Origin of the sequence: Dyadobacter chenwenxiniae, from assembly GCF_022869785.1 — a bacterium.
GTDB lineage: Bacteria > Bacteroidota > Bacteroidia > Cytophagales > Spirosomataceae > Dyadobacter > Dyadobacter chenwenxiniae.
In genome coordinates, this window is the sequence record NZ_CP094997.1 from 4,969,471 (window position 1) to 4,982,752 (window position 13,282).

Below are 13,282 nucleotides of genomic sequence, written 5' to 3' on the forward strand. Positions count from 1 at the left end.
CACAAAAACCGGTGTGATACTTTTGTTATAATTCCGTAACGCCGGTGGGATATCGTCTCCGTTGTTTTGCATCATTCCAACACGCAAAACACAACCGGATATGATCAAACCACTGCTTGGGCTATCGCTGACAGCCCTTATTTTCAGTTCTTGTACGAAGGACCACGATCCTCAACCACAGCCGAGGACTATTTCAATCGAGAATGTCCTTGACAGCAGACCGTTGGTACAGTCGGGAACATTCAAGGGGGCCGGCGCTCCCCCTGTAATCCTGCCCGGGCAATCCATATCTTTCTCATTTTCGGCATCCAAAAACCAGCGCCTGACCTTCGCCACCATGTACGGGTGGAGCAATGACCTGTTTTTTGCACCAGAAAATCCGGGTATAAGGCTCTATGGTGACGACGGAACGCCCATTACAGGAGAAATTTCGTCGAAGATCAAACTATGGGATAACGGGACAAGGGTGAACGGCAAACCAGGAATGGCCCTCGTGCACCCTGGCACGGCAGAAGCTGCGAAACGAAACATCAAGGAAGTGAATGGCATGGACGACTATGGCCATGCATTTCTGCCCGCATCGCAATTGATGAAGGTGTCGCTAAATTATGACGGCAGTTCAATGTTCACTGTCACGATCAAAAACCAGTCAGGCGGTACGGCTAACGAAACACCATTCAGTCCAGGCAACTGGGCGATTTCCTATGTGGCGGGCAACGACCTGCTTTTGCCCGAACCGATCTATTCCAAAGATAAGGCTACAACGGAAGCATTGACACGCATTGCCGAAGCAGGCGACAATGGACCAATGAGTGCAATGCTGACCGGTCTGACAGGCATATTCACTCCGCTGTCGCCAATCCTTGTGATTGTTTACAACGGTAGTGAAAACCCTTTTTTCAAGTCCGGGGAAAACGACAGGGGCGAAGGATTGAAGGAATTGGCACAAAAAGGCAATGCCGACATGTTGGCTAAGGCCTTGACGGGTAAGGGTGGCGTTAAAAATGTTTACGTTCTCAAAGAACCTAACAGCACTGTGTTGTTGCCTAAAATCGGCGGAAATCCCGGCGGCAAAGTTTCCCAGTCACTGTCACTTATGCCCGGCGACCGCATCGCGATTGCAACCATGTACGGATTTTCGAACGACTGGTTTTTTGCCCCGAAAGGCAATGGTATTGACGGAAGCACCACGGGAGATGTTTCCAGCTCCATCGGATTATATGATAATGGTACGGCCATTGACCAATTTCCCGGTGCAGGTATTACCCAGTTTAATCTGGCTGGAACGCCGTTGGCAGAGAGTAAAGCCATTGCTCTGGTCCCCAACCCTAACCAATTCACCACGCTGCCAGCGATCGGCAGCATGATCAAAGTTACGCTGCAATAACCCACGCCTCGCTGTGGCAATGCAACGGGTTTTAAATTCAATCTAATGAAAAAGCAAATCAGCATTTTTTTATTGCTCGCGCTCGGTCTTGGACAAGCCTTTGCGCAAACGGTCGAGATTCGTAAAAAGCAATTTAACCTGGAAGGTTCCGGGCTGGCGATTCAAGGCTATGATCCGGTTGCATATTTTACGATGAACAAGGCACTTGAAGGTAAAAAGGAGTTTTCGACCAACTTCAACGGAACTGTCTATCGGTTTATGTCCAAACAGAACCGGGATGAATTTGCGGGTAACCCTGCCCGCTACGAACCTCAGTATGGCGGCTGGTGTGCATTTGCAATGGGCAAGAAAGGGGAAAAGGTGGAAGTTGATCCCGAAACTTTCAAAGTCATTGACGGTAAGCTTTATCTTTTTTACAATAAGTATTTCAACAACACCCTTAAAAGCTGGAATCAGGACGAAGCCCGTCTAAAAGCGCAGGCGAATAAGAACTGGAGCAAATTTGTACCTTAAAATCCAAAATACATCATGAGAAAAATTATTTTAGCAACGACTTTCATACTAACTGCATTGGGCAGTTATGCTCAAAAATCAGAGATATTCGCACCCGGTGGCAAAGCCATTAAAGGATATGACGTAGTGGCATTCTTCAAAGATGCCGGACCTGTTGCCGGGGCCGATAGCTTATCCTACCAATACAAAGATGCCCAGTGGCTATTTGCCAACCGCGCCAACCTGGATGCATTCAAAGCAAATCCCGACATGTATATGCCCCAATACGGCGGCTATTGTGCCTACGGAACATCCCAAGGTCACAAAGCTCCTACTGAAACGGATACCTGGACCATCGTCAACGATAAATTATACTTCAATTACAACCAGAAAGTGAAGGAAAACTGGTCGAAAAAGTGGGATGAGCTCATTAGGAAAGCCGATACAGAGTGGCCACTGATCAAAGACAAGCAATAATGAGGCGTAAAACTCAAAAGACCTGGACATGGCTGCTCAGATTGGCCTCCGCCGGGATCATGCTTCAAACCGTGTTCTTCAAATTTACCGCAGCCCCGGAATCCGTTTACATCTTTTCCAGTCTGGGGATGGAGCCATGGGGCCGTATACTGGTCGGCGTTTTTGAACTGGTCGCTTCGGTATTGATTCTGGTGCCACGCACCACAGCTTACGGAGCCTTGGTGGGGATCGGCGTAATGACCGGCGCGATATTTATGCACCTTACACGTCTGGGTATTGAAGTGCAAGGCGATTCGGGGCAGCTGTTTATTTACGCGGTGCTGGTGATGGGAAGCTGTTTGATTCTGGCCTATTGGCAACGTAGCAGTTTGTCAGGCATTAGAATGCGTGAACATTAATTGATCAGCCGGTGCCTTGCGAGGTACTGGCTGATTTTGACCATACGATTGATATGAACAGACTAATAACAACATCACTGATTCCACTGCTGGAACAACTCGGCGATGTCCTGAGCAGGCTTAGCGATGTGCAGTATATCAGCAAAATTCCCGTATTGTCGGAAGCTTCGCTGGGTATGCATGTGCGGCACATCATTGAGTTTTTCCAGGAGCTCGAACAGGGCTATCTTGTCGGCTGTGTGGATTACGATGCCAGACGCCGGGAAAAGGCTATTGAAAACCACCTGGATTGCGCTATATTAAAACTCCGCCAAATTATCGCGAACCTCAAATATGATAATAAAACACTGCTGCTGGCTTATAAACCGAGCAGCGGAACGCCGAATTTTCATGTTCAGACTAGCTACGAGCGCGAGCTGCTGTACAACCTCGAACACACAGTGCACCATATGGCGATATTGAAGATCGGTATCAGAGCTATATCTACCATTGAGCTGGCTGAGGATTTCGGCGTTGCCAATTCGACAATCCGATACCATCAGGATAAATGTGTACAGTAACCTACATCCCGGCTGAAAACAGCATTTTCCTCACCTCTAACCGGGACGAACGCATTGACCGGGCTCCGGCAGTGCCGCCCGAGTGCTATTGCGTAAATAAAATTGAAATGATCTACCCCAAAGATGCGCAGGCAGGCGGGACATGGATCGTTCTGAACGGTGACCGTTCGGCAGCAGTGCTCTTAAACGGCGGTTTTAAAAATCATTCTTACCAGACGCCGTACCGCAAAAGCCGGGGACTCATCATGCTGGATATAATGGGTACAAATTCGCCTGCCGACCATTTCCAGGCTATGGACCTTAAAGCCATTGAGCCATTCACCATCATTCTTTTAACCCAAGGAAGACTTCGGCGTTGCACGTGGGACGGGGACCATAAACATCTCACTGAGCTCGACGCGACCAAACCACATATCTGGGCGTCAGTAACATTATATGACCGCGATATGCAATTACAACGTGAAAACGCCCTAATACAGTGGCTCAAAGAGACCAGGCCGGTAAAACCGGAAGCTGTGGCGGACTTTCACCTAGGCGCCAACATGAGGTATGAGACCAGCAATGCGCCTCATAATGCAAATATCCGGACGGTGAGTGTCACCTTGTTAGCGCTTTCGACTGACAGGCGGGCTAGCGTGCTTTATCATGATCTGCACTCGGGCGAAGTCGCTGCCAAACGCATGCAAACACAGGCTCCTGGCACGCCATTATTGTTTAACAGTTTTTATTGGAAAACCCGGAGATTTTGGATCCGTCTCAGACATTGGGAATACTGGCCATTCGCATGCTTGTATCTTCCCCTGGTCCCGCTGTGGTTATGGCTCAGCTTGCGGGCCCGGTCATTGTTGTTTTTCAGTGCGGCAAATCCCGGGATAGCATACTCCGGTTTTATCCAGGAACGCAAAAGCGATATTTACCCATTATTGCCGGAAGGGTTATATCCAAAAGGCGTACTTTGCAAAACCGGAATGTCGGCTGGGGAGATCAATTCGGTGCTCCGCGAGTCCTCTCTTGATTTCCCTTTGATTGCCAAACCCGATATCGGCGAGCGCGGCATTCAAGTTGAACTTTTACGTAAGCCGGCTGACTTGGACACCTATCGATCTCGCACCAAGGTCGACTTTCTATTACAGGAGTATATCGACTATTCCCATGAGATCGGCATTTTTTATTACCGTATTCCAGGAAATAAAAACGGGCAACTATCAGGTATTGTCGGGAAAGAGTTTTTAAGCGTGACCGGAGATGGACAGACCAGTCTGCTGTCTCTACTGATGCAAAATGACCGAGCTGTTTTGCAGCTGCACGCATTGGCCGCTGTCTTTGGCGATCAATTTGATAACATTCCTGACTCAGGGGAGATACTTACCCTGGTACCGTACGGCAATCATATCCGTGGATCCAGGTTCATTGACCTGCATAGCCGCATAACACCTGGCCTAACAGATATGATCGATAAGGTATGCACACAGGTGCCCGGCTTTTATTTCGGCAGACTGGATATCCGCTTTAAAAATTGGGAAGAACTCGAAGCCGGAAGACATTTTTCGATCATCGAATTGAATGGTACAGGCAGCGAACCCACACACATTTACGACCCCGCCCACTCGTTGTTTTTCGCATGGAAGGAGATTTACCGACATTGGAAAATCGTTTTCAAGATCAGCATGATCAATGCTCATAATGGCAAACAGCCTTTGATGAGCCTGAAAGAAGGTTTGGAAATGAAAAGGGCGCACGACAAGCATTTAAATCTAATGCAAGCCCAACATTAACTACGTTTTCAAAAGGAAGCCGTGCCCTGGGTACCGATTTTTCAATTAAGAAATCAGATTCGCAAAGAAGGTTAAGTTTGCGCCGGTGAACTCCTAATCGAAAGGGCTGCCTGTTTTGTGCGCGAAAGTAATTTTTCCGTCATTCACTCAGAGCCTTCGCAACAACAATAACATAACGCACAATAATATACGTAACTGATGTGTTTCAAAAATTTGGTAACCCCGAAGGGCAACACATAACTGTTAATCTCTTATAAGAACTTGCTTTCAGGGATTGATTTTTGAGAATATATACACAGCCGTGTAAGGAACGTCGACGGTTTCCAGCGCATTGCCTGGCGGGACAGCAGGTGCCCTCCCTCCTTTCGTTGCAATGCGCTGAATATAATCGGTATCTTCAAATCTGCCATTGGGTATTGTTCCTGTCTTTGGCATTAAGAGCAGCCAATCGATGTGCTGCGGATCTACGCTAGCAGTTTTCGCCGGAGAAAACTGCTGGCCTACGATCAACGAATTCGTCGCATCAACCGTCCAGGATGGCCCGCCAAAATGCCGTCCCACTTTCGCATTTGAAACAGCGAATAAATCAGCTTCTGGCTCAATAAATACCCATTCATATGCTGTCGGATAGCTATTCTGTCGTTCCTGAGCCTTGTATTTTTGCACGCCTTCTGCAAAATAAACTGCCACTGGACTGTTTCCACTAGGATTAGCGGGCAATGCTACCGCCGCAGGGATAGGCAATGCCAGAGCCTGGGAAATTTTAAAAGCTGGCGATGACGTGTCCGGATCAACATGGTCGGTACATGCGGTCAGAAAGACTGCGGCGAATACAGCCATTCTCACCTGAGCTGTGAACGAATGAAATATTTTGAACATTGTAATCAGTGTTTACACCATGAATGGATCACGGTAATTTAGTATTGTGAGGAGCGAATATGCCGTGCGTATTATCCAGTTCAACCCAGGCATGCAACGTCCACAAATTAAATTCTGTGTTGATCTCCCATTCATCGTCCTTACCCGTAAAACCTTCGGGGACAGCAGGCGGATTTTTTATGTCCTTGATAGGCGTGGCGTACTCGACTGCTACCAGTTTCATTGTATCCTTACCATAAGGCGCATACAAGAGTATTTCGGGCTTTCCTATTTCGAATTTATTGTCTAGCAGATCTGTATTCAGGTAATGAAAACCCATTTGCGTCCGGTAACCCGTTACTTCCTGATCGTAACCTTCTGCAATAGCTTTGTTCAGATCCCGGAAAGGAATAACGGCCTGCCGGACCTGATTTAGTTCCTGCTCCACCACTGGGTCGTGATCCTTCCGCTGCTCTTCGGTGCAGGATGTGAAGAAAATACTTATGGCACCGACGAAAAGGTAGGTAGGAAAGTTTTTGACCAAAGTCAGGTATGCATTAAAGTTTAATGTTGTTTTCATTTTAATAATTATCAGTAGATGAATTTTTCTGAAATGATTTGCCCCTGTTGACTATAAATTCTGGTACCAGATTTCGCCCAAGCTATTCACTGCCCATGGTGTTCCGAGGTGGTTAACAGCCAGGGTAACCGCAGTTCCCGGCATGAGGCTCCAATCCACCCCGTTCCACCGAGATAAGGTATAACCTCCGTAAACAGGGGTGCGGCCCGTAATGTAAACTGAGCCTTCGGGCCCGGCGAAAATATCAGTAGCTAAGCCAGGAACCTCTGACCAGTGTGCGCCGCTACCGCCCAGGAAGAAAATTTTACCCGTATTGTCGACTATCCATGGCATACCCTGCGCTCCTGCTGCAATACGCACTGCTCCGCCGGGCAATTGGGTCCAGTTGCTACCATTCCACTTGTATATGCAATTACCTCCCGTAGCTGCGGCCCCGCCGATCATATACACCGAACCATCGCCCGCCGCCGCAATGTCTTTGGCAGACCCCGGCATTCGATCCCATAAACGTGTATTGTAATTATAACGGTAAATTCCACCTACAGAGTTAATAATCCAGGGTACATCGCCTGCCCCCGCCGTAATCTTTCTCGCCGATCCGGGCAACTTGAACCATTGATTGAATGAGCCGAGTTGATAGATACCAAAATCAGCGCCTATGGGATCTTTACCAATGGCAAACACCGACCCCAGCGGCCCTACCGCAATATCAGTGGCAGAGCCGGCCATCTGGATCCATTCTCCATTGGGATACATTGCCTGGACAGCCTTCTTGTCCCCAAAAGTGAAACCCGTCCAGTTGCTTACTACGGAGTTCATGACTGAATGAAGGTCAGAATTTGGTGTACCGGGAATTGGCTTCTCAATGATGCCGTCCTGATGCAGGTCAGTATGCGCAATACCCAGCGTATGTCCCAGCTCGTGGGCCATCGTAGTCAATTTTTGTTCCGTGGGAATGTAGCTATACTTCAAATTGATGATAATGCTTGAACCAGGCTTTCCTTCAAGGTAAGGAAACTGAGCGACGGCTATTTTATCACTTGTAGCATCAATTCTGGCCACGATTTCCATGTCCGCCCAACGGAGCTCACTCACCTCCGAAAATTTGACTTTGACACCTTTCAGGAGATTCCATTGCGCTAAAGCAGTTCTTGTGACCGCAACCCATTCTGGTGGAGTACCTGGACGCATATAAATTTTGATATTCCGCACCCAGGTATCGGACACGAGCCAACGTCTGCGACGATGTGCGCTGGCCAGATTTACGTTATCCTTGTATTGCTTCTCAGCCTCCGTTTTAGATATTAAAATATCACCTTCAATGACAAACGTGGTATCCCTTGAATTATAAACGACTGCTTTTTCCGATGTACCCATCGCCTCGGTAAGAAAACCTTTTAACACTTCAATGGATATCGAATCACGGATTTCCTTGGGAACGACTGTTTCAACTGGAACAGCGTCCTGGTGACAGGCATACATACATAGGGTAGCGAAGATTACTAGCAGGACATTTTTTTTCATAGCATTTGAATTTGGTTTGAGAGATTAGTTAAAAGAGTATGACAATCTGATCCCATAAAAAGGATAAGTGTAAAAAAGTTGAGTATGTTATCGATGAATTTTTCGGATGCGTGAGTTTCTGACGTCTGCTACGAAAATATTCCCGGCAGCATCCATGGCAATTCCGCTGGGCTGATTGAATTTGGCCTCGTCGGCAGCGCCATCTGCAAAGCCGACCGTGCCATTACCTGCGATGGTGCTCACTATACCTTCCGGGGTAACTTTTCGAATGGCGGAATTCAAATCCCCTATATATAAATTTCCGTCTTTGTCTATGGCAATTCCTTCCGGGTTATGAAACCGCACTTCGCCACCCTTTCCATCGATATATCCGATTTCCGACGTGCTGCCAGCAAGCACACTGACTGCTCCCTCAGGAGTAACTTTCCGTATCACAAACCCGCCAGTGTCAGCCACATACAGGTTTCCTACTTTATCTATTTCAATACCTTCCGGGAATCCAAAACCAGTAGCAAATGTGCTGACGGTCCCATCCTGGGTTACTTTTCGAATGCAATGGTTGGCGCCGTCGCTCACATACAAATTTCCTTGCGGATCGAGCACTAAGTCAGCCGGAAAATTAAACTGTGCTGCCTTGCCTACACCGTTTTTAAATCCGATAACACCGTTGCCTGCAATGGTACTGACGACTCCGTCACGACTGATTTTACGGATCAAACTATTACCAGAGTCCGCCACAAAAACATTTCCGTTGCCATCAACCACTAATCCATGCGGATAGCTGAATAACGCTTCGGAAACTGACCCGTCATTACTTCCGAAAATGCTGTCCCCTGCAACAGTTGTGACAATGCCATGAGGTGTGATCTTCCTGATCCGATTGTTATTTCCATCGGCCACGTAAACATTCCCGGCGGCGTCTGTGGTTAAACCATAGGCATCTGAAAAAGCAGCATCCTTCCCGTCTCCGTCAGCAAAGCCATAGATTCCGCTACCAGCGAGGGTGCTCACTGTGTATGGCCTTAAAACCTCGTCAGCGGGTGGCGGTTCCACATTTTCAACAATACTACTGCATGATCCTGCAATTAATAAAGCCATCGTTAAAAGCAAGTTGGATATAAATGTCGTGTGCATAGTTACCAGTAGCTTAACCACCATTTGGTAGATTGATTGGCTCTCTTATATTGATCGAACTTCTTGCAAATCGGATACAGTATCAAAACCACCGCTATCCAAATGATGTATACGATTGGCAAATTGAAACCATAACCCTTCAAAGCAATTGCGTTGTTAACGCTGGTCGTTAATATCATATCCGCCCATTCATAACCGGATAGCACTGCCGCACCCATTGCCATCATGTGAATCAAATACAAGTGGGCTAGGTAGTAGAACATGGGTACCCGTCCGAACACACTTACCACCGATGACCATTTACCAGAAGGTTTTTCAATCAATGCAAGAAAAGTAAGTGCCGGCCCAAGCGTCATGAGTGCATAAAGCAGCGACGGCGGATACTTGCTGACATTTAAAAAAGAAAGCAAACTGAGTAGGCCGGATTTTTGTAATGACCAATGCGCGGCGTCACCATACCAGTTATTACATCTTAAAATAACAAACAGCACCATGGCCCCAAGCCCCACGTAGATGAATGTGGCCCTCCTTTTCGCGGAATGATAATTAGATAGGTATAAATTGCCCACGGCATAGCCCGTTGCCATAATACCAAGCCAGGGTAGCAATGCATATCGGACTGAAAAGGAGAAGTTTCCAAAAGTGAAGTAACCCGGCTCGTGGATCAATGCCCATAAAAACGATCCAAAACCACCACCGGGAACATTCACATTATCCAGCAAATTGTGACCCGCAATTAGTAAGATGCCCACTACGGAAATGACTTTTTTATTCAGATAAATAATGGCTGACATAAAAACCATACTCACCCCCGTTACCCAGATTACTGCCAGATTGAAATAAGGATACGAAGGATTGAATGTCCATTCAAATGTCACAATAAAGCATTCAGCCAGAATGAGCCATATGCCTCTTATCAGCAGGAAAAAAGATAATTGTTTTCGGCTTCGCTTTGCGCCATACAGACAAGCTGAAATACCTGCAAGGAAAATAAATATAGGCGCACAGAAATGTGTAATTAATCTAGTGAAGAAAAGAGCAACATTGGTTTGCGTCAAATCTGTGGGACTGTAAAAGAAAGCATCAACATGGAAGTAATCCCGCACATGATCCAGCGCCATTACTATCATTACTATACCTCTTAACAAGTCGATAGCGTAAATCCTTTTGCTTTTTAATGCAAGGGGCTCTTGATTATTAATTGGATATGCTGATTTACTAATTGTTGACATAAATTGAGTGTGTTCCAATGAATCGATCTATATGAATATTCCGGTCGGCTAATGAAGATTTAAATGCTGATGAATGTGCTGATTAAAGCAGAAAAACTTGTTGATGCAAAACAAGTGCAGAATCTTGTTACCGATATAAGAGGTATTCCCTATTTTGCAATATTTGCCACTCCTATATTACAATTCAAGCAACTATTACAATAATTGCTACGTATCCACTCAAACGTGTAAACAAGAGGCTTACACTCCTACTTTAATCAATTAGCCATGGAATTAATAGAACGATCGGGTTTTTTGACCCGGCTAAACACCCAATTTGATGATACCATAAACGGAGAAGGTCATTGCATTTTACTGAGTGGTGAGGCCGGAATGGGCAAGACTTCGCTCGTAAAGGCATTTTGCAATGAGCGGAAAGGAGATTGCATGATTTTCAAAGGTACCTGCGATGCATTATTTACGCCCCGGCCACTGGCACCGTTATACGATATCATCTGGCAACTTGGAAACGACACATTAACTCAGACAGGAAACAAAGGCAGTCGCGGCGACCTATTTGCTGATTTCCTCCACGAAATGAAAAATTTGGCGGAACCTTCGGTCATCATTTTCGAGGACATACACTGGGCTGACGAAGCAACCCTGGATTTTATCAAATTCCTCAGCAGGCGTATCAATCAACTACGGTGCCTGTTTATTCTCACCTATCGGAATGACGAAATTCATTCCCGGCACCCATTGCGAAATCTTTTAGGCCAGTTACCCATTGACTCATTTTCGCGTCTTGAGCTCCTACCTCTTTCCAAGCATGCGGTGGACAGGATGGCTGCTGAGAAAGGATATAGCGGCGAGGACGTTTACGAAATATCCGGCGGTAACCCATTCTATGTCACCGAGATCCTGGCGAGCTATAGTAGCGGGCTACCCGAAAGCATCAAAGACTCCATACTTTCTGTTTGTGCCAGGCAAAGTGACGAAACCCGCAATGTGTGGGAGATCCTTTCGGTAGCACCGACGGGATTAGAGATCAAATACCTTGAAAAGATTGTCCCCACTTACACACGGATGATCATGCAGTCATTGGATTGTAAAATCCTGTTGTTGAAAGCAGATAAGCTATTTTTTAAGCATGAATTGTATCGTCGCACGATTGAATCGTCTATTTCACCATTCGCCAAAACGGCGCTAAATAAAAGCATCCTCGATCTGCTGCTGGAAGCCGACGAACCGGAGCAGGAAACAGAACGAATTATCCACCACGCCGAACGGGCTAATGAATATGATCTGATGCTCCGTTACATTCCGGTGGCTGCTCGCCAGGCCATTAGCCTCGGAGCCCATCAGGAAGCGGCTAAGTTGTATTGTACAGCCATAACTTATTACAAAGGCCAGGATATGGCCAGGCTCATTCATTATTACGAATCTTACGCCTATGAATGCTATTTGACCAACCAGACACGAGAGGCGATTAAATATCAGGAAAAGCTGCTGGCCCTATTCCAGCAGCAAAATGATGTGGAAAAAATTGGCGATTGTATGCGTTTCCTTTCCCGTTTGTGGTGGTTTGAAGGCAACCGCACCGAGGCCGAAAAATATGGATTTCAGGCCGTCGAAGTTCTGGAAAAACAGCCTGACTCGCAGGTCAAGGCGCAGGCATTCAGTAATATATCTCAATTAAAAATGCTTTCGCACCAGCCACATGAATGTATGGCCTGGGGACAGCTTGCCATTGCCATGGCCAAGAAGCTCGATGACATGGAAACGCTTTCTCACGCGCTCAACAATGTCGGCACCGTTCAGATGGAGATGCCGGAACTGAAACAGTTAGGGGCCAGTGTATTGCAGGAAAGTCTCCATATCGCATTGAAAGGTTCTTTTCACGAACACGCCGCCCGTGCCTACACCAACCTGGGCGCAAGTTCAATCCGGCTTAAAGATTTTGCATTCGCAAAAAAAGTACTGGATGAAGGAATTCAATATTGCGAAAAACGCGAGCTCGATTCCTGGACCAATTATATGCTGTCGCTCAATGCAAGAATGGACATGGAAACCGGCGCATGGGACGACGCTTACCGAACTGCGGAACAACTCCTCGCAAACGACGAACATCCGTCTGTCGTAACCATCGGGCCGATGATCATCGTTGGGACCATTAAAATGAGAAGAGCAGAAGCAGGGGCACTTCCAATTTTACTCCGTGCGCAGGAAAAGGCATTTGAGACAATGGAATTACAAAGGATCATCCCCGCAATGGTTGCCTTACTTGAATATGAATGGCTTACAGGCGAAAAGGTCTTGAGCAACCAAGAGTTGGACAGGACCATTGAGATGACTGAAACAATGGGTAATATTTATGAAAACTCTGAATTTTGTTTCTGGCTGCTAAAAGTCAGGAGTCAGAAAATATCCGTTGACGGCCTTTATGAAAAATACAAGTCCTGCAACCATACCCTGGCTACACGGACTACACAATTTTGGCACGTTGCAGGATGTCCGTACGAAGAGGCCCTAACCCTGTTCGACGGTGAGGAACTGGATAAAAGCAATGCGATCAAACTCGTCCAGAAAATGGGCGCAACAGCTACGTATCAAAAGCTTAAGTCACTGATGCTCGCTTCAGGTATCAGACGTATCCCACGCGGAATGAGGCAAACGACAAGTTCTAATGTCGCCAATTTGACACTTCGCGAATTGACTGTGCTGCAACTGCTGAAAGAAGGTATGCAGAATAAGGAAATCGCCTCGAAGTTGTTTATTTCCTCTAAAACAGTAGATCACCATATCTCTGCATTGCTGGTCAAACTCAATGTAAATTCCCGTGTTAAGGCTGTCAATGAAGCTTTGAAACTCGAAATTTTAAAATAG

12 protein-coding genes are annotated in these 13,282 nt (G+C 46.6%); 7 read left to right on the forward strand and 5 right to left on the reverse strand.

The genetic code is table 11. The features are described from left to right. Positions 1 to 100: 100 nt before the first annotated feature. The 6 genes from MUK70_RS21215 to MUK70_RS21240 are packed head-to-tail and all read left to right on the forward strand — an operon-like array spanning position 101 to position 5,089. Positions 101 to 1,387, forward strand: a complete 1,287-nt coding sequence (locus MUK70_RS21215; protein ID WP_234655028.1) for a spondin domain-containing protein — start codon at positions 101 to 103, stop codon at positions 1,385 to 1,387. 45 nt (positions 1,388 to 1,432) lie between these two features. Further along, positions 1,433 to 1,900 (forward strand): YHS domain-containing (seleno)protein, encoded by a 468-nt coding sequence (locus MUK70_RS21220; protein WP_234655029.1) that lies wholly within the window; start codon positions 1,433 to 1,435, stop codon positions 1,898 to 1,900. A 15-nt stretch (positions 1,901 to 1,915) separates the two neighbouring features. Further along, positions 1,916 to 2,356 (forward strand): YHS domain-containing (seleno)protein, encoded by a 441-nt coding sequence (locus MUK70_RS21225; RefSeq protein ID WP_234655030.1) that lies wholly within the window; start codon positions 1,916 to 1,918, stop codon positions 2,354 to 2,356. Further along, entirely contained in the window at positions 2,356 to 2,754 is a 399-nt protein-coding gene (locus MUK70_RS21230; protein ID WP_234655031.1) for a DoxX family protein, read from the forward strand. The genes MUK70_RS21225 and MUK70_RS21230 overlap by 1 nt, the downstream gene beginning before the upstream one ends. A 53-nt stretch (positions 2,755 to 2,807) precedes the next feature. Next, positions 2,808 to 3,314 (forward strand): hypothetical protein, encoded by a 507-nt coding sequence (locus tag MUK70_RS21235; protein ID WP_234655032.1) that lies wholly within the window; start codon positions 2,808 to 2,810, stop codon positions 3,312 to 3,314. Further along, a complete protein-coding gene (locus MUK70_RS21240; RefSeq protein ID WP_234655033.1) occupies positions 3,302 to 5,089 on the forward strand; it encodes an NRDE family protein in 1,788 nt (595 codons plus the stop codon). The genes MUK70_RS21235 and MUK70_RS21240 overlap by 13 nt, the downstream gene beginning before the upstream one ends. A 267-nt stretch (positions 5,090 to 5,356) precedes the next feature. Here the strand turns inward: MUK70_RS21240 and MUK70_RS21245 are convergent, their stop codons facing one another. From MUK70_RS21245 to MUK70_RS21265, 5 genes are all read right to left on the reverse strand, one after another. Further along, complete coding sequence (locus tag MUK70_RS21245) at positions 5,357 to 5,968, reverse strand: DUF3455 domain-containing protein (protein ID WP_234655034.1); 612 nt, start codon at positions 5,966 to 5,968, stop codon at positions 5,357 to 5,359. 28 nt (positions 5,969 to 5,996) lie between these two features. Continuing rightward, positions 5,997 to 6,527 (reverse strand): hypothetical protein, encoded by a 531-nt coding sequence (locus tag MUK70_RS21250; RefSeq protein ID WP_234655035.1) that lies wholly within the window; start codon positions 6,525 to 6,527, stop codon positions 5,997 to 5,999. A gap of 51 nt (positions 6,528 to 6,578) precedes the next feature. Beyond that, a complete protein-coding gene (locus MUK70_RS21255) occupies positions 6,579 to 8,051 on the reverse strand; it encodes a M57 family metalloprotease (RefSeq protein ID WP_234655036.1) in 1,473 nt (490 codons plus the stop codon). Positions 8,052 to 8,138: 87 nt separating this feature from the next. Beyond that, positions 8,139 to 9,149: an NHL repeat-containing protein gene (locus MUK70_RS21260; protein ID WP_234655037.1), complete on the reverse strand. Its 1,011-nt coding sequence runs from the start codon at positions 9,147 to 9,149 to the stop codon at positions 8,139 to 8,141. Between the two features lie 38 nt (positions 9,150 to 9,187). Then, positions 9,188 to 10,417: an acetyltransferase domain-containing protein gene (locus MUK70_RS21265; RefSeq protein WP_234655038.1), complete on the reverse strand. Its 1,230-nt coding sequence runs from the start codon at positions 10,415 to 10,417 to the stop codon at positions 9,188 to 9,190. Between the two features lie 267 nt (positions 10,418 to 10,684). On the opposite strand from MUK70_RS21265, the gene MUK70_RS21270 reads away from it, so the two are divergent. After that, a complete protein-coding gene (locus tag MUK70_RS21270) occupies positions 10,685 to 13,282 on the forward strand; it encodes an AAA family ATPase (protein ID WP_234655039.1) in 2,598 nt (865 codons plus the stop codon).